A 24,359-nucleotide genomic window follows, 5' to 3' on the forward strand; every position below is an offset into this window, starting at 1 on the left:
GGCCCGGCGGCACCGGCCCGGTGCCGTCAGATCTTCTCGATCGGTGCGACCTTGATGAGGAGCTTCTTCTGCCCGGCGGTGTCGAAGCGCACGTGCGCGATGCGCTTGGCGCCCTCACCGGTGACGGCGTCGACGCGACCTTCGCCGAAGTCGACGTGGCGGATGCGGTCCCCCGCGGTGAGTTCGAGGTCGCCGTTGTCGCGCACCTTGGCCGTGACGCGGTTCGGGAACCGGTCCATGGCGGTCGAGAGGGGCTTGAGCGAATCGCGGCCCGGCAGCGGCTTGACTCCGAAGCGATCGCCGGAGCCGGAACCCGACCCCGATCCCGATCCTCCGAATCCGCCCGCGCGGCGCGCGTTGAGGGCGCGCGACTGCATGCCCCCGCGGGAGTTGACGTCTCCCGGGGACTGGCGCCAGTCGATCAGAGCGACCGGGATCTCCTGCAGGAAACGACTCGGCATCGCGACGGTCACCTCGCCGAACTGCGCCCTGGTCATCGCGAGCGACAGGTGCAGGCGCTTGCGAGCACGGGTGATGCCCACGTAGAAGAGCCGACGCTCCTCCTGCGGTCCACCGGGCTCGCCGGCCGAGATGCGGTGCGGGATGAGGTCTTCCTCGACACCCGTGACGAAGACCGCGTCGTACTCGAGGCCCTTGGCGGTGTGCATCGTCATGAGAGACACGGTGCCCGACTCGTCGTCGAGGTCATCGGCATCCGCCACGAGCGCCACATCGGTGAGGAAGTCGACGATCGTGCCCTCGGGGTTGTTGCGTGCGAAATCGCGGGCGACGGCGACGAACTCGTCGAGGTTCTCGACGCGCGCTTCGTCCTGCGGGTCGCGGCTGGCGCGCAGCGCATCGAGGTAACCGCTCTTGGCGAGCAGCAGGCTCAGGCCGTCGGCCACGGTCGTCGGAGCCGGCACCTCGCCCGTCGGCGGCAGCATGATGGCCGTCGCCTCGGTGAGCACGGCGTCGAGCTGCGCGATCGCCGCCTGGATCTTGGGGCCGAAGCCGAGCTGTGCCGGCATAGACAGGGCGTCGCGAAACGTGATCCCCTGCTCCTCGGCGAAGCGGGCGATCGCCGTCTCGGTCACATCGCCGATGCCGCGACGCGGTTTGTTGAGGATGCGGCGCACCGCCATCTCGTCGGCCGGGTTCGCGACCGCCACGAGATACGCCAGCGCGTCCTTGATCTCGGCGCGCTCGTAGAACTTGGTACCGCCCATGATCTTGTACGGCACCGCCGAACGGATGAAGATCTCCTCGAGCGCACGCGACTGGGAGTTCGTGCGGTAGAAGACCGCCATCTCGGAGTACGGCATGCCGGCGCGGTGCAGCGCCTCGACCTCGTCGGCCACGAACTGCGCCTCGTCGTGCTGCGAGTAGCCGGTGAAGCCGATGATCTTGTCGCCCTCGCCCCGGTCGCTCCAGAGCTTCTTCTCCTTGCGGTCGAAGTTGTTGCCGATCACCGCGTTGGCCGCCGAGAGGATGTTCTGCGTCGAGCGGTAGTTCTGCTCGAGCAGCACCACGCGCGCCCCGGGGAAGTCGCGTTCGAACTCGCTGATGTTGCGGATGTCGGCACCGCGGAACGCGTAGATCGACTGGTCGGAGTCGCCGACGACGGTGAGCGAGGCTCCGGCGGTCTCGGCGTTCTTCGGCTCGGGCTCCGGCTCGAAGATCATCATGCCGTTCGAGGCATACGGGTCCGGTGCCGACGACGATGCAAGGGGCCGCGTGAGCTCGTGGATGAGCGCGTACTGCGCGTGGTTGGTGTCCTGGTACTCGTCGACGAGGATGTGCCGGAACCGACGGCGATACGTGTCGGCCACCTCGGGGAACGCGCGGAACAGATAGACCGTCTGCCCGATCAGGTCGTCGAAGTCGAAGGCGTTCGCCTTCTGCAGCTGACGCTGGTAGTCGGCGAAGACCTCGACGAAGATCCGCTCGGCGGGGTCCGACATGTTGGCCTGCCGCGCATAGGACTCGGCATCCGACAGCTCGTTCTTGAGCTTCGAGATGCGCGACTGCACGGATGCCGGGGTCAGCCCGAAGGCGTCGGCCTCGCGCTCCTTGACCAGACGCTTGATGAGCGCGCGGGAGTCACCCGAGTCGTAGATCGTGAACGACTTGGTGAACCCGAACTGCTGCGCCTCGCGCCGCAGGATGCGCACGCATGCCGAGTGGAAGGTCGAGATCCACATGCCGCGTGCCGCATCGCCGATCAGGCCCTCGACGCGCTCGCGCATCTCGCCCGCCGCCTTGTTGGTGAAGGTGATCGCGAGGATCTGGCTCGGCCAGGCCTCGCGGCTGCGCAGCAGCGACGCGATCCGACGCGTGAGCACGCTCGTCTTGCCCGATCCGGCCCCCGCGACGATGAGCAGCGCAGGACCGCGATAGGTGACGGCTTCGAGCTGCTGCGGGTTGAGGCCGGCGAGGAGGTCGTCCTGACCCTGCGGGCCGGCGGTTCCGGGAACGATGAGAGGAGCTTCGGTCATGGCTCTACGAGTCTAGGCGGCGCCACCGACACCACCGCCGCCTGTTTCGCTCCCGCGCACGGTCCGGCATCCGCGACCGGAGCTCAGGCGATGCGCGTCCCCGGCGGCAGCATCCGTGCGGGCGTGCGCGTGCGCGACCACGCCCCGGCGAACAGCGACCCGGCGATCACGACCTGCACTCCGAGCCCGACGAACCAGCTCGGAACCGTGGAGTCGATCACCTCGCGCGGAGTCGGACCGGGGCTCCCCACCGCGCAGTCGTCCCAGCGCTGTTCGAGGGGCGACAGCTGCGCGCTGCGCACCCCGTACTTGATCTGCCCGAACAAATCGACCGGATACCCGCCGCTTCCGTACTCGGTGGGCGTGGCATCGGCCAGCACGACGAAGGGGTTCGCGGCGAGCGCCCACCACACGAGATCGAAGCGCGGCACCTCGTAGGTGTACTCCTCCCACTGGTCGCAGATCGGGCCGTTCTCGTCGTAGGGACGGCTGTAGTTCGTCGCCTCGCCGCGGACGGCGAGCCCGCCCAGCGCGAACACGATGAGCGTGCCGATCACGAGACCGGCGACCACGAGGTACGTCGTGGCGACCGAGAACAACGGACGCGCGATCAGACCGCTCAGCCCCACCCCGATGGCCGCGACGATGACGATCTCCGCGGCCAGTACGAGGATCGAGATGAGCAGCACCAGCGGGTCCGCGCCCCCGCCGAGCAGCGAGAAGGCGAGGAAGGGCAGCGCGACGAGCAGGAATGCCCCGCCCGTCGCGATCGCGGCGACGAGTTTGCCGAGCATGATGTCGCCCGTCGAAACCGCGGTCACCTGGATCGCGGCGAGGGTCGCCGATTCGCGATCGCCGTTGATGGCGTTGCCGCTCAGCGTGGGCGACACGAGCACGACGAGCAGGAGCACCATGTTCACGACGATCGAGAAGATCCCCGCCCCCGGGGCGTCGCCGTAGGAGTAGACGGCAGACGACAGCGCTGTGACCCCGAGGAGCACCGCGGCGAAGACGCCGAGCAGCACGTACCAACCGACACTGCGCAGGCGCTGGGTCAGTTCGAGACGGGCGATGGTGCCGATATGGGCGATGCTCATGCTCCGGCCTCCGTTCCGGGGTGAGCCGTGGGCGGGGGTGCGACCGTCGGATTCAGATGCAGGAACGTGTGTTCGAGCGCGCTCTGCGCCGGCGCGAACTCCGAGATCGGGAGCTGCGCGGCGACCAGCCTCTGCAGCGCGTGCGCGGCGGACTCCTCGGTCTCGAAGCCGATCAGTACGGCTCCGCGGTCGGCGCCGAGCGACTCCGGAGCCACCCCGAGGGTCGACGCGACCTGCCAGGCGTCGGCGGCCAACCGATCGGTCGAGGCGCCGAGCAGCCGGATCCGCCAGGCTCGGACGGATGCCTGGGCCGGCGCCGCGTCGACCACTGCCCCCGCGACGAGGAAGACGGCGTCGTCGACGACCTCCTCGAGCTCCGAGAGGATGTGGCTGGAGATGAGCACGGTGCGCCCCTCGGCGGCGAGACGGCGCAGCAGCACGCGCAGCTGCACACGGGCCTCGGGATCGAGTCCCGAGGCGGGCTCGTCGAGCAGCAGCACCCGGGGGTCGTGCACGAGCGCCCGGGCGAGCCCGAGCTTCTGCTTCTGCCCGCGGGAGAGCACCTTCGCGGGGGAATCGGCGAGCGGGGTGAGCCCGACGAGGTCGAGCAGCGCGGCGGCCCGATGCGCGGCATCCGTCGGTGCGATGTCGTACAGCCGACCCGTGGTCACGAGTGTCTCGCGCGCCGTCAGCGAGGGCCAGGCGCCGAGCGCGTCGGGCATCCACCCGAGCAGCCGGCGGGCGGCCAGCGGATCGACCATCGGGTCGACGCCGCCGATGCGGATCGTGCCGGTGTCGGGGGCGAGCAGCGAGGCCAGCATCAGGAGCAGGGTCGTCTTGCCCGCGCCGTTCGGCCCGACGAGTCCGGTCACCCGCCCCGGTTCCGCGCGCAGTGTGGCCGACCGGACGGCCTGCACCGTCCCGAACGCCCGGCTGACGTCTTCCACGACGATTCCACTCATGCGGGCCAGTCTGGCATCCGGCTCCGACGCTCCCGCCGCGCACCGCCGGGTCGCTCCGACGCCGGCTCTGCCGGTGCCCGATCCCTCAGCCGCGGAAGAACGCCACGCCCAGGTCGGGGTGATCGACGAAGACGCCGTCGATCCCCTGTCGCGCGATCACGCCCCACTCCGCCTCGTAGTCGCCGAAGGCGCCCTTGCCCCCGTCGCCGCGGAACTCGGGCGCGAGGAAGGCGTTCTCGGGTCGGCACGTCCAGGTGAAGACCTTGAGGCCCCGCGCATGCGCGTCGGCGACGATCGTGTTGCCGTGCGCCAGCAGCATCTTCTTGCTCACGCTGATGCCGTCGACCGAGCCGATCAGGCCGTTGAGGCCCCGCGGTGCGACCGTCGCCTTGTAGGTGAGCGCCCTCTTGCCGTGGGCGACGAGCTGGTCGTAGGGGCGGCCGGACGATTCGATCAGGTAGATGTAGGAGGCCGGGATGCCGCGGGCCCGGAGCTGACCCAGCACGGTCTGCTCGAAGCACTCGATGATCAGCGGCAGTTCTCCGTCCGCCCAGCCGGCGGCCCGCAGATCGCGCTCGATCAGCGGCACGAGGTCGAGACCGATGCTCGCGAAGTACGTGGCGTGCTTGACCTCGAGCACCACGCCGATCTCGCGCCCGTGCTCGACCGACCCGCGCCGCACGAGGTCGAGCAGATCGACGAGACGCAGGATCGGCTGCCCGCCGTCGAAGCTGGCGCTCGTGGCGCGCACCTCGGGCAGACGCTCGCGCCCGCGGAGCGTCGAGAGCTCGTCCCAGGTGAAGTCCTCGGTGAACCAGCCCGTCAGCGCCTGCCCGTCGACCCGCTTGGTGGTGCGGCGATCGGCGAACTCCGGATGCTCCGCCACATCGGTCGTGCCCGAGATCTCGTTCTCGTGGCGCACGACCAGCACGCCGTCCTTCGTCGCGACGACATCGGGCTCGACGGCATCCACCCCCATCGCGAGCGCCAGCTCGTACGAGGAGCGGCTGTGCTCCGGGCGATACCCGGGCGCGCCCCGGTGTCCGATGACGAGGGGAGTTTTCCTGGGCACGCTCTCAGCGTAGAACACCCCATCGCGCGCCCCACGCCGGTATCGTGGAGGAAAGCGACCTACGACACCCTTCTGGAGTGAGGCCCACCATGAGCAACTTCGCATTCAACAACCCTGCTTTCAAGCAGCAGGATCCGCGCAATGTCGCGACCTACCCCGGCGCACCGCAGGGTGCTCGGGGAGCCCAGGCCGCATCGTTCCAGCACGCCACCGTCGACGCCGCGGCCAACGCGCAGCTCGAGGGCATGTACGCAGCCCCGCCGGCGGGCTCGATCGAGACCGATCGCATGTCCGTCGAGGACACCGTCTGGAAGACGGCCGGCCTGTTCGGCATCCTCCTCGTCACCGCGGCCATCGGCTGGGTGTGGACGCTCGGCGGCACCGACATCACCTCGTTCTCGACCGTCTCGCTCGTGCCGTGGATGATCGGTGCGCTCGGCGGTTTCGTCCTCGCGATGATCATCACCTTCACCTCGCGCAAGAAGGTGCGTCCGGCGCTGATCTTCGCCTACGCCGCCCTCGAGGGTCTGTTCATCGGTGGCATCTCGGCGTTCTTCGAGGTCCTCTACCCGGGCATCGTGCTGCAGGCCACGCTCGCGACGATCTCGGTCGTCGGCGTGACCCTCGCCCTCTTCGCCAGCGGCAAGATCCGCGCGTCGAAGAAGGCCACCAAGATCTTCATGGTCGCGATGGTCGGTTACCTCGTCTTCTCGCTGCTGAACCTCGTGCTCATGTGGACCGGCGTCCTGCCCGCCAGCCAGGCCTTCGGCCTCTACAGCGCCGAGATCATGGGCATTCCGCTCGGACTGATCATCGGCGTGCTCGTGGTCATCATGGCCGCCTACTCGCTGGTGCTCGACTTCGACCAGATCCAGCAGGGTGTGCGCAACGGCGCTCCCCGCGTCTACGGCTGGCTCGGCGCCTTCGGCATCATGGTCACGGTCGTCTGGCTGTACGTCGAGATCCTGCGCATCATCGCGATCGTCCGCGGCAACAACTGACGATCCGTCGTCTGTCGCTCACGAGGCCCGTCTCTCTTCGGAGGCGGGTCTCCTGCATGTTCCGCCCCGCGGCGCAAGGGGTTTCCTGAAAGCTTCCTGAGAGCGCAGAATCGAGCGATCAGACGAAACTCGTCTGCACACAGGAGGTCATCATGAGCTTTCTCGGCTTTCTTCTTCTCGGTCTCATCGCCGGGGCCATCGCGAAACTGATCCTGCCCGGCAAGCAGGGCGGTGGATGGTTCATCACGCTTCTGCTGGGCGTCGTCGGCGCCCTGCTCGGAGGGTGGCTCGGCTCGCTGATCCTCAACCGCCCGCTCACCGAGTTCTGGGATCTCGGCACGTGGCTCCTCGCCATCGGCGGATCGATCATCGTGCTGCTGATCTACGGCCTCATCGTCGGTCGTGGCAGTCGCAGCAAGGCCTGATCACCGCTCCGTGCGCTGATCGCGGCGCTTCGCCCCCTCCGGCCCCCGGTGGGGGCGAAGTCATGTCCGCTCGCCGCGCGACTTCGCCTCGAGCAGCGCGCGTTCACGGTCGTTGCCGGTGAGGGCGGCGGCCGTCGCGAACTCGCTGCGCGCTTCGTCCTCCCTCCCGAGGCGGCGCAGCATCTCGGCCCGCGTCGCCGGCAGCAGGTGGTACCCGCGCAGAACTCCGGATGCCTCCAGCTGATCGAGTACCTTCAGCGCCGAGGCCGGCCCCGTCGCCATCGCGACGGCGGCCGCGCGGTTGAGTTCGACGACGGGTGACGGGGCGAGCCGCCCGAGCGCCTCGTAGAGCACGACGATCTGTTCCCAGTCGGTCTCCTCGATCGACGGAGCGAGCGCATGGCACTCGGCGATAGCCGCCTGCAGTCCATAGGCGCCACGGCCTCGGCCGACGGCATCCGCCCGCGCGAGCGCGGCGCGTCCTCGCGTGATCCGGCTGCGGTCCCATAGCCGTCGGTCCTGGTCGCCGAGCAGCACCGGATCTCCCTGCGCGTCGGTCCGCGCCGGGAACCGCGCCGCGGTGAGCTCCATCAGAGCGAGCAGCGCGAGGGCGTCCGGCTCGCGCGGCATCAGCCCGACCAGCACACGCCCCAGCCTGATCGCCTCGTCGGCGAGGTCCGGCCGCATCCATTCCGGCCCGCTGCTCGCCGCGTGGGCCTCGTTGAAGATCAGGTACACGATGCCGAGGAGCGCCCCGAGACGGGCGGTGTGCTCCTCGCGCGGAGGAGTCTCGAACGGAACCCCCGCCGCGGCCAGCGTCTTCTTCGCCCGCACGATGCGCTGCTGCACGGTGGCCGTGGGAACCAGGAACGCGCGAGCGATCTCCTCGCTCGACAGCCCCGCGACCACGCGCAGGGTGAGAGCCACCTGGGCTTCGCGTGACAGCACGGGGTGACAGGCGATGAACATCAGCCGGAGCACGTCGTCGTCGACCGCGTCCGGATCCCAGGGCACGGCGTCGATCCCCTCGGCCTGCTCGCGCTCCAGGTCGTGGGCGAGCACGGCGATGCGATCGTCGAAGCGCTCCTGCCGCCGCCATCCGTCGATCGCTCTGCGCTTCGCGACGGCCGTCAACCAGGCGGCGCCGTTACGGGGCACACCCTCGACCGGCCACTGCCGCAGCGCATCGAGCAGCGCCTCCTGGGCGAGGTCCTCCGCCCACCCGAAGTCGCCGACCATGCGGGCGAGCGTGCCGACGATCTTCGCCGACTCGATGCGCCAGACCGCGGCGACGGTGCGCTCCACCGTCCCCGGTGGGGGAAGGGGACGCACCGCCGCGTCGTCGGAGGAGGGGGTCATCTCACTGCTGGGCGCGCTGCGCCTGCTCCTCGCGCCAGCCTGCTTCCTTCTCGATCCACTCGTTGTCGGCGGGGAAGTCCGAGGCGTCGGTCACCCGGCGCACCTCGAGGAACGATCCGGGTCCGAGCGGTGCACGGCTCGCCCACTCGGCGGCCTCCTCGCGGCTCGACACCTCGAGGATCCAGAATCCGTTGAACAGCTCCTTGGTCTCGCCGTAGGGGCCGTCGGTGATGAGCGGGGTCTCGGCGCTGAAGTCGACGACGAAGCCCTCCGCGGCATCGGTGAGTCCCTCGCCCGCTGCCAGCACGCCGGCCTTGATCATGGACTCGTTGTACTTCCCCATCGCCTCGATGACCTGCTCGAAGGGGATCTCCTTGTACGCATCGACGGCCTCGTCGGTCGCGCGCATGATGAGCATGTACTTCATGGTGTTCTCCTTGATCGATGGGATCGTGTCTCGACCCTCTCATCAAAGACGTCGAACGGGAACGCGTCGGATCGACATGCGATCCGGAATTCTCCGAGATTTCTTCTCGAGCGCTCTCTCGAGCGTGTTCTCAGCGCCGGGGCGGCCGACGCACGGCCGCATCGATCACGGCGGTGAGCGCGCTCAGCGACTTCTCGGGGCTCCATGCCGCGGCCACCTCGGGGGCCTCGGCACTCAGCCGCGCGAGCAGCGCGGGGTCGGCCAGCACGCCGCGCAGGGCGGCGGCCAACGCATCGACATCGCCGCTCGGAGCGAGCACTCCCCCGCCCGCGCCCAGGACGTCGCGGATGCCGTAGCGCACGTCGTACGACACGACCGGCGCGCCGTGCAGCAGCGCCTCGACGATCGACAGCGGTTGCCCCTCGAAGGCGGTGGCGGTGAGCACGACCGAGGCCCGGTCGAGAACGCGCCCCGGGTCGTCGGTGTACCCGGCGAGCACGACGCGATCCGCCGCACCGAGCTCGGCGATGAGGGCGGTCAGGCGCTCCTGCTCCGGTCCGCCGCCCCAGATCTCGAGGCGAGTGTCGGGCACGTCGGCGGCGAGGAATGCGCGGATGGCCTGATCGACGCGCTTGCCCGGAGCCAGGCGTCCGAGCACCACGACCAGTCCCGGCTCCCGCAGGTCGTCGCGGCGCGCGACGGCCGCGATCGGGTTCGGCACGGTCTCGTTCCGCGCCGCCGTGCCGAAGCGTGCCACGACGTCGTCGCGCTGCGTCGCCGTCGGCCAGATCACGGCGTCGAAACGGTCGGAGAGGGCGAACCAGCGCGTCCACAGGGCGTTGGTCGGGGCATCCGCCGTGTAGGGAGCCTCGAGGTGGATGGTGTGGATCGTGTGGAGGATGCGCACGCGCGGATCCTGCCACCCCACGATGAGCTCGCCGAGCTGACGCGATTCGCAGATGACGACGATCGGGCGGTCGCCGAGGCCCGCGGCCAGGTGCGACAGCCACGCGCGGTACAGTGCGCCGAAACCGGCGACGCCGCCTACGACCTCGCCGTCCGCATCGAAGATCTGCACCGGCTCGACGCTCAGGTGCCAGTCGGGATTGCCCGGGATCACCGGGAGCGCGACGAACGGCCGACCCTCGGCATCCGCGATCGTGCGGTACTCGACCCCCGGGTTCGCGACGAGGGCGGGATCGGCGACCGATCGCAGCCACGCGGTCGCTCCGCCCTCGGCGGCGACGGCCTCGTCGAAGAGATTGCGCAGGCGGGAGGCGTCGACCAGAGCACCGCGCGAGACGAACGTCTCCCGGTGCTGCGCGTGGTCGGCCGCGGTACCCGGGTCGAAGGTGAGCAGCTGCGGCCCACGCCCCTCGGCCACGCCCGCACCGGCCAGCTGCCGGGCGCGCGACAGCGTCGCGATCGTGTAGCCGCCGTCGAGGTCGGGGATGAGCCGGCTCGACAACACCAGGTACTCGGCGTCCGGCAGGGCCGGCGCCGACGCGGGGAGCATCGTCTCCCCTACTCCCACTCGATCGTCCCCGGCGGCTTCGACGTCACGTCGAGCACAACGCGGTTGACGTCGCGCACGCCGTTGGTGATGCGGTTCGAGATCTTGGAGAGCACGTCGTACGGCAGGCGCGTCCAGTCGGCCGTCATCGCGTCTTCGCTCGACACGGGACGCAGCACGATCGGATGGCCGTAGGTGCGGCCGTCGCCCTGCACACCCACCGAGCGCACGTCGGCGAGGAGCACGACCGGGCACTGCCAGATCTCCTGGTCGAGCCCGGCTTTGGTGAGCTCCTCACGAGCGATGGCGTCGGCCTCGCGGAGGATCTCCAGACGGTCGGCCGTGACCTCGCCGATGATGCGGATGCCCAGGCCGGGGCCGGGGAACGGCTGTCGGCCGACGATCGCCTCGGGGATGCCGAGCTCGCGCCCGATCGCCCGGACCTCGTCCTTGAACAGCGCACGCAGCGGCTCGATCAGCTCGAAGTCGAGGTCGTCGGGCAGACCGCCCACGTTGTGGTGCGACTTGATGTTCGCCGTGCCCGCACCGCCGCCGGACTCGACGACGTCGGGGTAGAGCGTGCCCTGCACGAGGAACTTGACCGGGGCGCCGCCGGAGGCCTTCGCCTCGGCGACCAGGTCGAGCTGCACCTTCTCGAACGCGCGGATGAACTCGCGCCCGATGATCTTGCGCTTCTCCTCGGGATCGGTGACACCCTTCAGGTGGCCGAGGAAGGTGTCGGCGGCGTCGACCGTGATCAGACGCACGCCGGTGGACTCGACGTAGTCCTTCTCGACCTGCTCGCGCTCGCCCTTGCGGAGGAGCCCGTGGTCGACGAACACGGCGGTGAGCTGGTCGCCGATCGCCTTGTGCACGAGCGCGGTGGAGACCGCGGAGTCGACACCGCCGGAGAGCGCCGAGATGACGCGGGCGTCGCCCACCTGCTCGCGGATGCGCTCGATCTGCTCGGCGATCACGTTGCCGCTGTTCCAGTCGGACGCGAGGCCCGCGCCCTTGTGCAGGAAGTTCTCGAGCACGCGCTGGCCGTGATCGGAGTGCTTGACCTCCGGGTGCCACTGCACGCCGTAGAAGCCGCGGTCCTCGTTCGCGAACGCCGCGACCTTGGTCGCGTCCGTCGTCGCGAGCACGTCGAAGCCCTCGGGAGCACGCGCGACCTGGTCGCCGTGGCTCATCCACACGTTCTGCTCGACGGGCTGGCCGCCGAGCAGCGTTCCGCCGTCACCCGTGATGACGGCATCCGTCGCCCCGTACTCGCGCAGGCCGGTGTTCGCGACCTCGCCACCCAGGGTCTGGGCCATGTACTGGAAGCCGTAGCAGATGCCGAGCGTGGGCACGCCGAGGTCGAACACCGCGGGGTCGAGGCGCGGCGCTCCCTCCTCGTACACCGACGAGGGCCCTCCGGAGAGGATGATCGCGACCGGGTTCTTGGCGGCGATCTCGGCGGCGGTCGCGGTGTGCGGCACGATCTCGCTGTAGACGCCGGCCTCGCGCACGCGGCGGGCGATCAGCTGCGCGTACTGCGCGCCGAAATCGACGACGAGCGCGGGGCGCTGCTGGGTCTCGGACTGTTCGGTCAACGGGCACCTTCCGGGGCGGGAGCGGAGACCTCTGAGGCCTCTCGGGTGGCGAGGTAGGTCTTGACTTCACGGGCCACGATGGCCTCCATGAAGAACGACAGCAGCGGGATCACGCCGCCGAGGGCGAGCAGGATGAAGCGCGGGAACGGCCAGCGCATCAGGCTCCACATGCGGAAGCACGCGAAGAGGTACACGACGTAGAACCAGCCGTGCGCGACGAGGATCGCCAGCGACACGTTGAAGCCGTCGCCGAGCGAGGTCATCTCGCACGAGTTCGTCCAGGGGGCGAACAGCGACCACCACTCGCAGTCGGCGCCGGCGAGCACGCCGGCGAACCAGAGCGGTCCGCCCGATCCTCCGAGGAACAGTTCGAGGTGGATCGGCGTGTACTTCAGCACCATCTCGGTCAGCAGCAGGAGCAGCATGACTCCGGTGATGATCGACGCGATCTGGTAGAACTTCAGCGCACCGCGGATCGCCGGAAAGCTGGCGACTTTCGGTTCGGGCATGCGTCCAGTCTAGTCGGCGCGCCGCACCGCTCGATCCGGCGCGGATGGCCCGCGCTCGACGCCCTCACGGTGCGGGCGGCCGGGCGACCAGCGCTTCACCGTGACCCGTGAGCGCGCGCTCGGATGCCGCGGCGGGAACGAGCACGGTCGACCCCGCGGGGAACTCCTGCCCGCCCAGGGCGACCTCGCCATCGACCACGACGACGATCGCGAACCCGGGATCGAGCACCATGGGCTCGCCGTCGACCGGAACCCGATCGAGGCGGAAGTACTCGTCGGCGGCAGCCGGGAACGCCGACCCCGATCGCGGCGCCGTGCGGACGAGGGCGTCGAGCTGTGCCCGGTCACGTCCGGCGCGGTTCACCGCCGTCAGGGCCAGATCGAACCCGAGACCCAGATGCCCCTCGCCGGGGCCGTCGATCGCGAACCCCTCCCACTCGAGCAGGATCGAGAGGTCCTCGGGCTGCTGCAGTTCGAGCAGGAGAACACCCGCGCCGATCGCGTGCAGTTCCCCCGGCTGCACCCACACCACATCGCCGGGCCCGACCTCGATCGCGTGCAGCAGACCGAGGAGCGCGGCGACGTCCTGGCGCGCGACCAGATCGGCCAGGGCATCGGCCGTCACGTCCTCCCGCAGGCCGACGTGCACCGTCCCGCCCTCGAGGATGTACCAGGCCTCGGCTTTGCCGTGCGCGCGGCCGAGATGCCCGGCCGCGAAGTCGTCGTGCGGATGCGCATGCACCGGCAACCGCTCCCCCGCGTCGAGCAGCTTGACGAGCAGGCGCGCGTCGTCACCCCAACGGCGGACGTGCTCCTCCCCCAGCCAGGCGATCGGGTCGTCGGCGATCGCCTCGCGCAGCAGACGCCCGTCGGGCAGGGTGCTGAGGCCGAGGGTCTCCTCGCCGCGGACCGTCGTCACCGATCCGATCCAGTCCTCGGGTTCGCGGGGCGCGGACCCCGGATCGCCGCGGAACGCGCGGAGGCGCTCACCGCCGCGGTAGAAGCGCTCGGCCGGTCGGTTCGGGGCGAGGGCGATCGGGTTCATCGGGCAGCTCCATTCACATCGGCGTGCGCGGCATCCGCGTCAGCATGCGCGGCATCCGCATCGGCGTGCGCAGCATCCGCATCCGCGTGCGCAGCCAGGAACCCGCCGACGAAGGTATCGCCGAGACCGATCGTCGTCGGCTCCGCGATATCGAGGGCGAAGGCCGGCACGCCGATCGCTCCGGGGATGCCGCCCTCGACGGCGGCGACGAGCTCGGCGCCGCGGCGGCTCCGCGCCATCGCGGCCGTCTCCTCGGCATCCGACGACGAGAATCCGTCGCCGAGCCGGTAGCGCGTCGCCGCGACCCGGACAGCGCTCTCGAGCGCTGCGCGGTGGCGCGCGGCATCCGATCCGACGGCGATCGCCCAGTGCCGGGTGTGCACGACGAGGGCGGGGGCGGGGATCAGCCGGGCGATCGCAGTGAGCGCGGCGATCACATCGGCCGGATCGAGCAGATCGACGGATCGGCCCAGACACTCCTGCAGTTCGTCCTCGTTCATGCCGTAGACATCGATGCGGGAGAGCAGCCGGTCGCGGACGGTGTGCGAGAAGGCCCGCGTGTAGAAACCCGCGTCCTCGTAGTACACCAGCGCGTCGTCGGGCAGCGACGTGAGCGCCACGAGCAGCTCGTCGAGCCGGCGCTCGAGCAGGTCGTGGTCCTGCATGGTGTTGAAGCCCGACACCAGGAAGACGGATGCTCCGGCCAGGGCCGCCGGCAGATCGTCGGCGAGACGCATCTCGCGATTGGGCGGGTCGTTCGCGAAGATCAGCCGGTTCGCGCTCGGGGAGACGATGTCACCGTCGATCAGCCGCACGTGCGCCCCGACCGGGTACTGCACGATCAGGTGCGGATCGAGGGTGTCGCGGTCGGCCGACGACACGTACGAGACGCGCTCCGGCAGCAGACGGCGGACGTTGTCGTCGATGCTCACCAGATGCTGCACGCTCGGGATGCCGAGGCTGTCGAGCACGAGCCCCGCCCGCACCCCCGTGCCGCCGAGCGTCACGGCCACGTCGAAGTGCGCGGCGAAGCGCTCGATCACCTCGGAGGACTCGACGAAGCGCTCGGCCCCGGTCCCGGCTGCGACGAACGCGAGCACGGCCACCAGGAGCGAGCGCTCGTCGACGATCGACGCCGCGGCGGTCAGCTCGTGCCGCCGGATGCGATGCTCCCGGGCCAGCCGGCCCACGACGGCGGAGTCCCACCGCAGTTCGAAGTCGACCGTTCCGCCGAGCCCCAGCACGAGCCGACCGCCCACATCACGTGTCATCCGTCGATCGTCCTCCCCGTCGAGATCCGTGCCGGTCAGTACAGGTCGGCTTTGCCGTCCGCACCGAACAGTTCGATCTTCTCAGCCGCGGTCGCCTTCAGGGCGGCGATCGGCTCGGGCTGGATCGCGTTCGGCTCGCGCAGACGCTCGTCGGTGCCCAGGATCTCGCGCATGCGGTTGTGGTACGAGACCTTGATGTCGCTGGAGATGTTGATCTTGTTGATGCCCAGCTCGACGGCGCGACGCAGTTCGGAGTCCGGGTTCGCCGATCCGCCGTGGAGCACGAGCGGGATGCCGACCGCGGCCTTGATCTCCTGGAGCAGGTCGTGGCGCAGCTCGGGGTTCTTCTCGGCGGGGTACAGCCCGTGCGAGGTGCCGATGGCGATCGCGAGGCTGTCGACGCCCGTCTCCTCGACGAAGCGCACGGCGTCGTCGACGTTCGTGTAGATGATCTCCGCGGCACCCGACTCGCCGTAGCTGTCGTTCGCGCCGATCGTGCCCAGCTCGCCCTCGACCTGGATGCCCACCGCGTGCGCGGCCTCGACGACCTTGCGCGTGAGCGCGACGTTCTCGTCGAACGGCAGCAGCGATGCGTCGATCATGACCGAGGTGAACCCGGCCTTGATCGCCGTGATCATCTGCTCGTAGCTGCCGCCGTGGTCCCAGTGGATCGCCACGGGGACGCTCGAGCGGTGCGCGCGGGAGTGCATCGCCGCGATCAGGTCGGTCGTGATGTGCGAAACCTCGTCCGGGTGGATCGCGATGATCACCGGCGCGTTCTTCTCCTCGCTGATGTCCATGACTCCGTTGAACATCGCCCAATCGCTGATGTTGAACGCCGGGATCGCGAAGTTGTGCGCGTTGGCGACGTCGAGGATGGATTTTCCGGTGTAGAGCACGTGTTTCTCCTGTTTTCGTGATGGTCAAGGGCCCCGGGCGGGGTGGCGGTCAGCTCTTCACCGAGCCGGCCGTGAGGCCGCTGATGAAGTAGCGCTGGAAGAAGAGGAAGAGGATGAGCACGGGGATGGACCCGAGCACGCTCATGGCCATGATCTGGTTCCACTCGTAGGAGTGCTGCCCCATCAGGAGTTGGATGCCGATGGGCACCGTGCGCATGTCGATCGTGCGTGTGAGCGTCAGCGCGAACAGGTACTCGTTCCACGCGATCATGAACGTGTAGATGCCCACCGACACGATGCCCGGCACCGAGATCGGCACGAGGATGCGCCACAGCGCCGTGAACGACCCCGCGCCGTCGACGCGGACGGCCTCGTCGAGCTCGCGCGGCAGGGTGTTGAAGTAGCCGGTCATCATGATGATCGCGTAGGGCAGCGTGAACACCATGTACGTGAGGATCAGCCCGGCGTAGGAGTTGTAGAGGCCGAGGCCGACCATCAGGCCGAAGTACGGGATCAGCAGCGTGATGGGCGGCACGGCCTGCACGCTCACGATCACCACGTTGAGGATGCGCTTGCCCCGGAAGTCGAAGCGGCTGAAGGCGTAGGCCGCCTGGATCGCGACGATCAGGGTGAGGATCGTGACCGACCCCGCGACGATGTAGCTGTTGAGGAAGAACCGCACCGTCTCGGCGTTCGTGAAGATCGCGATGTACGCGTCGAACGAGAAGGTGTCGGTGATGAGCCGCGGGGGCAGCTCGAAGATCTGGGTGTTGGACTTGAACGAGCTCGAGAGCATCCACAGCACGGGTCCGGCGGCGAAGACGGCTCCGATGATCAGTCCGATCATCAGCGAACCCTTCGCGACGACGCGGCGGTTCTTGATGGTGAGCGCCATGTTCAGTCCCTCGCTTTCTGGTGACGGACGTAGAAGACGGCGAGCACCATCGACATCAGCAGCACGAGCACGGCCGAGGTGGCGGCGAGCGAGAAGTCGTACTTGGCGAAGGCGAGCTTGTAGGTGAAGGTGCTGAGCACCTCCGTGACGTCGATCGGACCGCCGCCGGTGGTCATCCAGATGAGGGCGAACTGCTGCGAGGTCCAGATCAGGTCGAGCAGCACGAGGCTCACGATGATCGGTCGCAGCTGCGGGATCGTCACGTTCCAGAAGCGCTGCACGTTGCTGGCGCCGTCGACGGTGGCCGCCTCGTGCAGTTCGGCCGGGACGCCCTGGAGGCCGGCGAGCAGGCTGACCATGAAGAACGGGTACCCCGCCCAGATGTTGATGAAGATGATGGTGCCCAACGCCAGCTGCGGAGAGGCGAGCCATTCGATGTCGGTGTTGAGCAGGAAGTTGATCACGCCGTTCGGGGCGAGGAGCATGCGCCACAGCACCGCGATGACCGCGACCGTGAACAGCCACGGCAGAACGTAGAGGGCCCGGAACAGCGAGCGCGAGACCCGGCCGAGGAGCGGGCTGTTCAGCATCATCGCGAACGCGAGACCGAGCACCAGGTGCGCCAGCACGCTCGCGACCGTGAACAGGATCGTGTTGCCGGTGGCCTTCCAGAAGCGGGGGTCGGAAAGGACCTCGACGTAGTTGGCGATCCCGACGAACTCGGGCGACTTGTTCAGGATCACGTTGTCCTGGAACGAATATCCGATCACCATCACGATCGGCACGATCATCAGGACGAACAGCAGGATGATCGTCGGCGAGAGGAAGGCGTACGACTCGGTGGTCTTGCGCAGTTGCCGTCGGCGCCGCGAGTGCGGCACCCCGGTGACGATCACCTCGGTGTCGTCGGTCGTTCTCAGGCTCATGAGGTGCGGGCTCCTAGGTTGGTCGGGTGCCGCACCGCATCATTGGCGATGCGGCACCCCGTTCAGGCGGGAGGCGAGGAGCTCAGAACTCCGCTTCCCAGGACGTCTGCGCCGCCTTGAGCGCGTCGGGGATCGACTGCTGCCCGTCGAGTGCGGACTGCAGCTGCTCGCCGAACTGGCGCATCAGCTCCTCCGCCACCGGCAGCCCGGTGAACTCGTTGGCGGGGTAGCCGGCCTGGTAGATGTCGAACGCGGTCTTGAACAGCTCGTCGTCGTTCACGAAGTCGGGAACCGAGGTCGAGTTGCCGGGGAAGGCCTTCGCCATCGTCGACAGAGTCGAGTTGGTCTCCTGGCTCATGAGGAACTCGACGAGCTTGAACGCCGCCTCCTTGTGCTCGGAGTTCTCGGCCACGCCGATGCCCCACGAGGCGTAGGGAATGCCGCGTTCGCCCTCGTATCCGTCCTCGGCGGGGATCGCCGAGATCGAGAACTCGAGGTCGGGGTTCGTCTCGCGGATGAGGTTGATGTGCGCGAGCGAGTCGATCATCATGCCGGCCCGGCCGTTGGTGAACTCCTCGACCTTGTCCTGCTCCTTCATCGTGAACGAACCGGAGGCGATCACGCCCGCGTCCCACAGCTCGCCGATGTACTCGACCGCGGAGGTCACGTCGTCGTTGGTGAGATCGGGCTGACCGTCCTTCAGCATCGAGCCGCCGGATGCCCAGACCCACGACATGACGTCGTTCTGCACACCGTTCGGCGCTTCGAGGGAGAGCGGGAGGACCCACCCGGAGACGTCGCCCCCGAGGGCGGAGACCTTCTCGGCGGCATCCTCGAACTCGGTGCGGGTGGCGGGCGGAGCGTCGACACCGGCCTCGGCGAGGAGCGCGTCGTTCGTGAACATCGGATACACGAAGTTGACGACCGGGATCATGTACGTGCTGCCGTCGACCTGGATCTGGCTGGCGAGCTCGCTGTCGTCGTAGTCGTACTCCTCCATCAGCGCGCTGAGGTCGGCGATGACTCCCTGCGAGGCGAAGTCGTTGACCCACGCACCGTCGAGACCGACGACATCGGGCATGGTGCCGGACGCGGCTCCCGCGAACAGCTGCTCCTTGGTGGAGGCGTACGGCCCGCTCACGAGATCGACCGTGATCCCGGGGTTCGCCGCCTCGAAGTCGTCGATGAGGGCGCGGAACTCGCCGTCGGGCAGTTCCGGCTCCCACCACTGGGCGAACTCGATCGTCACGTCGCCGCCGTCTCCACCGCTGTCGCCGCCGGTGCTGGGCGCGCAGCCCGCCACCGCCAGAAGGGTCACGGCCGCCGCGGCGGCTCCGACGATGTTCCGGGTGCGTCGCTGCCCCAGTCGCACTGTGCTCATCACTTCTCCTCTTCGAGATCGTGCCGCATCACGCGCTTCAATGCTTGTTCATGCGGTTTTGAGCCATGTTATGCCCGGATTTGCCGCGGCGTCAAGCGTCAATCTGGAGATGTCGTTACAGACTTCTTCCGCAGGGGGCCGATATTCCGCGGATAATCAGCCATGCACTCGATATGCCGTTTTCTGCACAAGTCTGCGGTGTTCGTCGCTTTCGTGTGCTAGAGATGTCTGCATGGAAACATCCGCACCGGCACATCGTCGTCGCCTCCCCGCGGGCAGGAAGGCCGATCTCGCCAGCTACGTCGAGCAGACGGGGCAGGTCACGGTCGGCGATCTCGCCGAGCATTTCGGCGTCTCGATCGACACGATCCGCCGCGATCTCGATCAACTCGACCGCGAAGGCGTGCTCGTGCGCACCCACGGCGGTGCCGTGAGTTCCGCGACCGGGCCGCTCAAGGACCGCGCCCTCGACGTGCGCATGCGCGTACAGACCGAGGAGAAGGAGCGCATCGCTCGCCTCGCCGCCGGTCTGATCGAGGACGGCTCGGTGGTGATGCTGAACGCCGGAACGACGACGTTGGCGGTCGCTCGCGCGCTTCGCAATCATCAGGATCTGACGATCGCGACGAACAACCTGCGGATTCCCGCCGAGCTCGCCCCCACCGCGTTCCGCGACCTGTACGTGTTCGGCGGTGCGGTGCGCTCGATCACCCAGGCGACGACCGGACCCGTGACGTTCACGATGACGCCCGGCGGCCCGGAGGTCGACATCCGCTGCGACCTCGCGCTGATCGGCGTCGGGGCCGTCGACGAGGGCGGGTATTCGGCCTCGAACCTCGGCGACGCCGCGATGATGTCCGAGATGATGCAGCGCGCCGAGCGCACCGCGATCCTGGCGGACTCCTCGAAGATCGGGCGCCGGTTCTTCGCGCAGATCGCGCAGCTCGACCGGGCCGACTACCTGATCACGGATGCCCCGCCGCCCCCGCACATCGCCGCAGCCCTCGCGCAGGCCGACGTGCAGGTTCTCGTCCCCTGACGACCTGACAGCGACCTGAACGACGACGGAGGCCGCCGGGATCGCTCCCGGCGGCCTCCGCTTCGATCAGCGGGGTGGGGTCACCACCATCCGCCGATCAGATCGAGGATCCAATCGATGATGCCGCCGATGATCCCGCCGATCGTGCTCGCCTTCTTGACGGTGACGGATGCCGTGGCCTCGTCTCCGTCCGACTGCGACACCGCGACGGTGTAATCGCCGGCCTTGGTGTTCTTCGGAACCGTCACCGAGCCGTCGAACGAGCCGTCGCCGGCGACCTGGATCGTGCCGACCTCGATTGGCGCGCCCTTCTTCGGTCGCAGCTGCACAGTCACCGTCTCGCCCGGCGCGTAACCCTCACCGGTGATCTGCAGCTTCTTGCCTGCCGTCACCTTCGAGGAGCCCAGGTCGATCGTGCCGGCGAACTCCGCCTCACCCGTGATCGTGAACGGCACCTGCACCGTCGTGCCCGTCGCCGGGACCGACACCGTGAGCGCCTGCTCACCCGTCGCTCCCGCGGGGACGGTGAAGGTGAGCGTCGCACGTCCGGCCTCGTCGGTCGTGTCGACGATCGCCGGGTCGATCGCACCCGCGGCGAGCTGGGTGTCGCCCAGCGAGAGCGTCACCTCGCCCGGTGCCGGCTCTCCCGCGCTGAACGCGAGCGACGACAGCGCGACGGTCACCTGATCGCCCGCGCTGTACCCGTCGGCATCCGCCGGGCTGACCGTGACGCCGACGGCCCGCTGCGCCTGATCGGGCGTCGCGGTGCCGTTCGCGTCGAACCAGTCGACCATCGACTGCAGATCGATCTTGCCGGTGTCGCGCTTGCCGGTGCCCTCTCGGAAGGTGACGAAGTTGTCGCCGCCCGCCGCGAGGAACGAGTTCGCCGCGACGGTGTACTCGGCCGCCGGGTCGATCGGGGTTCCGTCGAGCGTGATCGAGGTGATCCGCGCTCCCTGCGCCGCCGTGGGGTCGTACGTGTAGACGAGCCCCTCCGAGACGCCGAGCTTCAGGAACGGACGCGCCGCCCCCGCAGGCTGCCACTGCTCTTCGAGCACGCCCTTGAGCTGCTCCCCCGTCAGGGTGAGCGTCACGAGCGTGTTGGCGAACGGTTGCACGTTCGCCGCCTCTCGATAGGTGACGTTGCCGTCGGCATCGGATGCCCCGCTCGACGCGTACGCGAGGTTCGCGCGCAGACCGCCGGGGTTCATCAGGGCGATGTCGGCATCCGTCGACCACTTCTGCACATCGGCGACGAAGTTGCCGATCGTCGACTCGCCACCGCGGTTCTCCGAACCGTTCGCCTGACGCGCCCGGTTGAAGTCCGCCGTGATCTGCCCGACCTCGACCGCACCGAGCACGTCGGCCTCGGCCTTCGCCTTCGCGACGATCTCGGCGACCTCGGGCACTGCCGGGTAGAGCGGCTGTCCGTTGGCGGTGAGGGGCTTGATCTCGTTGGTGATCGAGATCAGGTCCTTCGTGGTCGGGTCGACCTGGATGTTCATCAGACCCAGGTTCTCGCCGTACTGCCCTGCCGAGACGACCGGGCGGCCGTCGATGACGTGGTTGTAGGCGAGGTGGGTGTGAGCCGAGACGATCGCATCGACATCGGCGTCCACGCCGTAGACGATCTCACCGAGCGGCGAGTCGGGCGTGACCGCCGCGACATCGGTGCTCTCGGCGCCCTCGTGCACGAGCAGGATGATGACGTCGGCCTCGCCGTTGGATTCGTCGCCGTCGCGCAGATCGTCGGCCACCGCGTTCACGGAGTCGGCGATGCTGCGCACCTCGAGGTCGGCGATCCCCTCCGGGGAGACCAGCGAGTCGAGATCCTCGGTGACGGCTCCGATGAAGCCGACCTTGACGCCGTCGAGCTCCTTGACCCAGGCGGGGGCCAGAGCGGGCTCGCCGGTCTCGGTCACGAACACGTTCGACGCGATGTACTCCCAGTCCGCGCGGTCCTGCACGCGATCGCGCAGGTCCTCCCAGCCCTGGTCGAACTCGTGGTTGCCCGCCGAGCTCACATCCAGACCGGCCGCGTTGAGCGCGTCGATGGTGGGGTTGTCGTCGTTGATGAACGAGGTGAACGTCGATGCACCGATCAGGTCTCCCGCTCCCGCGAAGATCGTGTTCGGGTTCTCGGAACGGAACTGCTGCACGGCTCCTGCGAGCACAGCGGCACCGGCGGCGGCGCCGTCGGCCTCGATGCGTCCGTGGAAGTCGTTCACCGTGACGACGTCGATGCTCACCGGCGGGATCTCCGAGGAAACACCGACGATGATCGGGTCGTGGTCGCTCGACCGATAGGGCGTACCCGCCTCGGTGGCTCCGAACGCGTAGCCGCGGTCGCTCCACTCGGGCGAGTTGATGCCCCACACGCCGGCTCCGGTGATCGAGGAGGCGAGCGACGGCGACGCGATCACGTGGTCGAGCGAACCCAGCTCGCCGTCGAACGAGTACGTGTACTGTCCGTCGGTCTTGTCGGCGACGAGATCGCTCCAGCCCGCCGACGTGAACACGTCGATCGGGTCTTCCTTGCCGTAGGCGTTGAAGTCGCCGATCAGCAGCAGGTCGCTGCTCCCGGTCGACTGCTCGAGGTCGCCGGCGAAGTCGAGGATCGCCTCGGCCTGCGCCACGCGGTCGGCGTTGAAGAAACCCTGACCGTCGGCCGGCTCGGCACCCGCGCCGGTGGGCGGGGACTTCGACTTGAGGTGGTTCGCAACGACCGTCACGACCCGTCCGTCGATGTCGAACGCCTGCGCGATCGGCTCACGGGCATTGCCCCCCACCGACTCGTCGGTCACGGTCGCACTGTCGCCGACCGGTGAGACGGCATCCTTCTTGTAGATGATCGCGTTGGTGATGTAGTCGGTCGTCGCCGCGTCGTTCAGGGCGTCGGGCGTCGGCACGAACGCCCACACCTCGCCGCCCGCCGCGTCGTTGAGCCCGTCGACGAGGTCGGCGAGCGCCGTGTCGATCGGCTTGCCGAGCTTGACCGAGTTCTCGATCTCCATGAGCGAGACGATGTCGGCGTCGAGTCCGTTGATCGCCGCGACGATCTTGGACTTCTGGATCGCGAACTGCTCCGCATTCGCCGCGCCGCGGGCGTCGGGGTTCTCGCTCTTCAATGTCGTGAAGTAGTTGAAGACGTTGAACGACCCGACCTGCACGTCGCCGCCCACGTCCGGAGCGGTCTCGGGGCGCGGGTTGGTCTGCTCGAAGCCGACCTTGAGCTCGGCGGGCGAGGAGTCGTCGATCGGCACGGTCGGCTGCAGCCGCCAGTCGTCGAAGCCCCACTGCAGGATGTAGCCGGCGTCGCTGAAGTCGACGACGTCACCCGTGCGCACGACCTGGTCGGTCGTGAAGTACGGCTGCTGACCCGGGTGGTTGTTGTTGTTGACCTGCAGAGACCACGCGTCGTCGAGCAGGATGCGGTTCGCCCGGTTGGCGGCCGCGATCGCGGCTGCATCATCACCCGGACGCGTCGTCTCGGTGCTCTTGACGTTGAGGTCTTCCCCGGCGTTCAGCCACAGCGTGCCGAAGTTGTAGAGCTGGTGGCTCGACGCGAGACGATAGGTACCGGCCGGGGCGACGAGCATGTTCTCGTACTGCTCGCGGTCGGCGCCCACGACGGTGTCGGGGAGAGGGGTGACCTCGGGCAGACCGGCATCGGCCGTGACGACCTCGACACCCGCGAGAGCCGTGGGCGAGATCTGGGTCTGGCCGAAGTACTCGCTCACCCGCCCGGTGACCGAGACGAGGTCGCCGATCTCGAGAGTCGGAGCGAGGGCGTTCAAGAAGACGAACACGCCGTCGGAGGCGCCGGGCGTCGCGTCCTCGGCGCCGCCGGAGCCCTGCGTCTGGATCACGATGCCCTTGTAGCCGCCGGTCCGATAATCGGCGGTGACGATGCCCTCGACGGTGACGGTCTGACCGTTCACGGGAGAGACGTCGCCGGTGCCCTGCACCTCGGCGATCGTGTGGGTGGCCGGCGTGCTCGCGACCGCGGCATCCTCCGCGGGGGCCGCCGGTGCTTCTTCGGGCGCGGGCGCGGGCGCCGCTGCCGCGTCGTCCGCCTCGTCCTCGGCGTCCGGCTGCGTCGACGGGGCCTCCTCCGGTGCGGGGGATGCGGTGTCGTCCGGCGCGGGGGTCGCCGGAGCCTCGGTCTCGGTGCTCGACGATGCGGGGGCATCGACGGGCTCCTCGGCGAAAGCGGGGGCCGCGGCGAGCGACCCGAAGGTCAGCGCGACGGCGGTGGTCAGAGCGAGAGCGCCGGTGCGCCCCCGCTTCCGGAATTCTGACGAATCGACTCCCGTGCGGGCGTCGTCGTGGGGGGCTGACATGCGAACGGTCTCCTCGACATTGTGGATTTCGGTGACGTCGGGCCCTTGTGGGGCCTGTCGTGCGAGCGCCCGGAGCGTGTGTCCGGACGCGCGCATGTCTTC

Annotated in this window: 19 protein-coding genes; 3 read left to right on the forward strand and 16 right to left on the reverse strand. The window is 68.8% G+C overall.

The window, feature by feature from the left end:
* Positions 1-26: 26 nt before the first annotated feature.
* From KZC52_RS06025 to KZC52_RS06040, 4 genes are all read right to left on the reverse strand, one after another.
* Positions 27-2,495 (reverse strand): ATP-dependent helicase, encoded by a 2,469-nt coding sequence (locus KZC52_RS06025; protein ID WP_247623147.1) that lies wholly within the window; start codon positions 2,493-2,495, stop codon positions 27-29.
* A gap of 83 nt (positions 2,496-2,578) precedes the next feature.
* Positions 2,579-3,592, reverse strand: a complete 1,014-nt coding sequence (locus KZC52_RS06030) for an ABC transporter permease (protein WP_247623148.1) — start codon at positions 3,590-3,592, stop codon at positions 2,579-2,581.
* Positions 3,589-4,554 (reverse strand): ABC transporter ATP-binding protein, encoded by a 966-nt coding sequence (locus tag KZC52_RS06035; RefSeq protein WP_247623149.1) that lies wholly within the window; start codon positions 4,552-4,554, stop codon positions 3,589-3,591. Before KZC52_RS06035 ends, KZC52_RS06030 begins: the two co-directional genes overlap by 4 nt.
* An 85-nt stretch (positions 4,555-4,639) precedes the next feature.
* On the reverse strand, positions 4,640-5,626 hold the full coding sequence (locus tag KZC52_RS06040) for a glycerophosphodiester phosphodiesterase family protein (protein WP_247623150.1): 987 nt from the start codon (positions 5,624-5,626) through the stop codon (positions 4,640-4,642).
* An 89-nt stretch (positions 5,627-5,715) separates the two neighbouring features.
* Between KZC52_RS06040 and KZC52_RS06045 the strand changes: the two genes are divergently transcribed.
* Complete coding sequence (locus tag KZC52_RS06045; RefSeq protein WP_247623151.1) at positions 5,716-6,627, forward strand: Bax inhibitor-1/YccA family protein; 912 nt, start codon at positions 5,716-5,718, stop codon at positions 6,625-6,627.
* 152 nt (positions 6,628-6,779) lie between these two features.
* Positions 6,780-7,052, forward strand: a complete 273-nt coding sequence (locus KZC52_RS06050) for a GlsB/YeaQ/YmgE family stress response membrane protein (RefSeq protein ID WP_247623152.1) — start codon at positions 6,780-6,782, stop codon at positions 7,050-7,052.
* Positions 7,053-7,112: 60 nt separating this feature from the next.
* Here KZC52_RS06050 and KZC52_RS06055 read toward each other — a convergent pair whose 3' ends face one another.
* From KZC52_RS06055 to KZC52_RS06105, 11 genes are all read right to left on the reverse strand, one after another.
* Complete coding sequence (locus tag KZC52_RS06055) at positions 7,113-8,411, reverse strand: RNA polymerase sigma factor (protein ID WP_247623153.1); 1,299 nt, start codon at positions 8,409-8,411, stop codon at positions 7,113-7,115.
* A gap of 1 nt (position 8,412) precedes the next feature.
* Positions 8,413-8,838: a YciI family protein gene (locus KZC52_RS06060; RefSeq protein WP_247623154.1), complete on the reverse strand. Its 426-nt coding sequence runs from the start codon at positions 8,836-8,838 to the stop codon at positions 8,413-8,415.
* Positions 8,839-8,968: 130 nt separating this feature from the next.
* Positions 8,969-10,354 carry a glycosyltransferase gene (locus KZC52_RS06065; protein WP_247623155.1) on the reverse strand — a complete coding sequence of 462 codons (1,386 nt, stop codon included), beginning with the start codon at positions 10,352-10,354 and terminating at the stop codon, positions 8,969-8,971.
* Positions 10,355-10,362: 8 nt separating this feature from the next.
* Positions 10,363-11,949: a glutamine-hydrolyzing GMP synthase gene (gene guaA, locus KZC52_RS06070; RefSeq protein ID WP_247623156.1), complete on the reverse strand. Its 1,587-nt coding sequence runs from the start codon at positions 11,947-11,949 to the stop codon at positions 10,363-10,365.
* Positions 11,946-12,458, reverse strand: coding sequence for a DUF3817 domain-containing protein (locus KZC52_RS06075; protein WP_247623157.1), 513 nt, complete (start codon positions 12,456-12,458; stop codon positions 11,946-11,948). Before KZC52_RS06075 ends, guaA begins: the two co-directional genes overlap by 4 nt.
* 64 nt (positions 12,459-12,522) lie before the next feature.
* Entirely contained in the window at positions 12,523-13,503 is a 981-nt protein-coding gene (locus tag KZC52_RS06080) for a class I mannose-6-phosphate isomerase (protein WP_247623158.1), read from the reverse strand.
* The gene (locus KZC52_RS06085) at positions 13,500-14,774 is read right to left on the reverse strand and encodes an ADP-dependent glucokinase/phosphofructokinase (protein WP_247623159.1); all 1,275 of its coding nucleotides are present in this window, start codon (positions 14,772-14,774) and stop codon (positions 13,500-13,502) included. The genes KZC52_RS06080 and KZC52_RS06085 overlap by 4 nt, the downstream gene beginning before the upstream one ends.
* Positions 14,775-14,809: 35 nt before the next feature.
* On the reverse strand, positions 14,810-15,673 hold the full coding sequence (locus KZC52_RS06090) for a ketose-bisphosphate aldolase (RefSeq protein WP_247623160.1): 864 nt from the start codon (positions 15,671-15,673) through the stop codon (positions 14,810-14,812).
* Positions 15,674-15,722: 49 nt separating this feature from the next.
* Positions 15,723-16,568 carry a carbohydrate ABC transporter permease gene (locus KZC52_RS06095; RefSeq protein ID WP_247623161.1) on the reverse strand — a complete coding sequence of 282 codons (846 nt, stop codon included), beginning with the start codon at positions 16,566-16,568 and terminating at the stop codon, positions 15,723-15,725.
* Positions 16,569-16,570: 2 nt separating this feature from the next.
* Positions 16,571-17,494, reverse strand: coding sequence for a carbohydrate ABC transporter permease (locus KZC52_RS06100; RefSeq protein ID WP_247623162.1), 924 nt, complete (start codon positions 17,492-17,494; stop codon positions 16,571-16,573).
* 82 nt (positions 17,495-17,576) lie between these two features.
* Positions 17,577-18,875 (reverse strand): ABC transporter substrate-binding protein, encoded by a 1,299-nt coding sequence (locus tag KZC52_RS06105; RefSeq protein WP_247623163.1) that lies wholly within the window; start codon positions 18,873-18,875, stop codon positions 17,577-17,579.
* 232 nt (positions 18,876-19,107) lie between these two features.
* On the opposite strand from KZC52_RS06105, the gene KZC52_RS06110 reads away from it, so the two are divergent.
* Positions 19,108-19,914 (forward strand): DeoR/GlpR family DNA-binding transcription regulator, encoded by an 807-nt coding sequence (locus KZC52_RS06110; RefSeq protein ID WP_247623164.1) that lies wholly within the window; start codon positions 19,108-19,110, stop codon positions 19,912-19,914.
* 80 nt (positions 19,915-19,994) lie between these two features.
* Here KZC52_RS06110 and KZC52_RS06115 read toward each other — a convergent pair whose 3' ends face one another.
* Positions 19,995-24,257 carry an ExeM/NucH family extracellular endonuclease gene (locus tag KZC52_RS06115; protein ID WP_247623165.1) on the reverse strand — a complete coding sequence of 1,421 codons (4,263 nt, stop codon included), beginning with the start codon at positions 24,255-24,257 and terminating at the stop codon, positions 19,995-19,997.
* Positions 24,258-24,359: the final 102 nt, after the last annotated feature.

The organism is Microbacterium galbinum (assembly GCF_023091225.1).
Taxonomy (GTDB): domain Bacteria; phylum Actinomycetota; class Actinomycetes; order Actinomycetales; family Microbacteriaceae; genus Microbacterium; species Microbacterium galbinum.

Excerpts from the sequence above, each read along its gene's own strand:
- KZC52_RS06080 (WP_247623158.1), bottom strand. The coding sequence starts at position 13,503 with ATGAACCCGATCGCCCTCGCCCCGAACCGACCGGCCGAGCGCTTCTAC.
- KZC52_RS06060 (WP_247623154.1), bottom strand. The coding sequence starts at position 8,838 with ATGAAGTACATGCTCATCATGCGCGCGACCGACGAGGCCGTCGATGCG.
- KZC52_RS06105 (WP_247623163.1), bottom strand. The coding sequence starts at position 18,875 with ATGAGCACAGTGCGACTGGGGCAGCGACGCACCCGGAACATCGTCGGA.
- KZC52_RS06065 (WP_247623155.1), bottom strand. The coding sequence starts at position 10,354 with ATGCTCCCCGCGTCGGCGCCGGCCCTGCCGGACGCCGAGTACCTGGTG.
- KZC52_RS06095 (WP_247623161.1), bottom strand. The coding sequence starts at position 16,568 with ATGGCGCTCACCATCAAGAACCGCCGCGTCGTCGCGAAGGGTTCGCTG.
- KZC52_RS06030 (WP_247623148.1), bottom strand. The coding sequence starts at position 3,592 with ATGAGCATCGCCCATATCGGCACCATCGCCCGTCTCGAACTGACCCAG.
- KZC52_RS06085 (WP_247623159.1), bottom strand. The coding sequence starts at position 14,774 with ATGACACGTGATGTGGGCGGTCGGCTCGTGCTGGGGCTCGGCGGAACG.
- KZC52_RS06025 (WP_247623147.1), bottom strand. The coding sequence starts at position 2,495 with ATGACCGAAGCTCCTCTCATCGTTCCCGGAACCGCCGGCCCGCAGGGT.
- KZC52_RS06035 (WP_247623149.1), bottom strand. The coding sequence starts at position 4,554 with ATGAGTGGAATCGTCGTGGAAGACGTCAGCCGGGCGTTCGGGACGGTG.
- KZC52_RS06110 (WP_247623164.1), top strand. The coding sequence starts at position 19,108 with ATGGAAACATCCGCACCGGCACATCGTCGTCGCCTCCCCGCGGGCAGG.
- KZC52_RS06055 (WP_247623153.1), bottom strand. The coding sequence starts at position 8,411 with ATGACCCCCTCCTCCGACGACGCGGCGGTGCGTCCCCTTCCCCCACCG.
- KZC52_RS06115 (WP_247623165.1), bottom strand. The coding sequence starts at position 24,257 with ATGTCAGCCCCCCACGACGACGCCCGCACGGGAGTCGATTCGTCAGAA.
- KZC52_RS06050 (WP_247623152.1), top strand. The coding sequence starts at position 6,780 with ATGAGCTTTCTCGGCTTTCTTCTTCTCGGTCTCATCGCCGGGGCCATC.
- KZC52_RS06100 (WP_247623162.1), bottom strand. The coding sequence starts at position 17,494 with ATGAGCCTGAGAACGACCGACGACACCGAGGTGATCGTCACCGGGGTG.
- KZC52_RS06075 (WP_247623157.1), bottom strand. The coding sequence starts at position 12,458 with ATGCCCGAACCGAAAGTCGCCAGCTTTCCGGCGATCCGCGGTGCGCTG.
- KZC52_RS06045 (WP_247623151.1), top strand. The coding sequence starts at position 5,716 with ATGAGCAACTTCGCATTCAACAACCCTGCTTTCAAGCAGCAGGATCCG.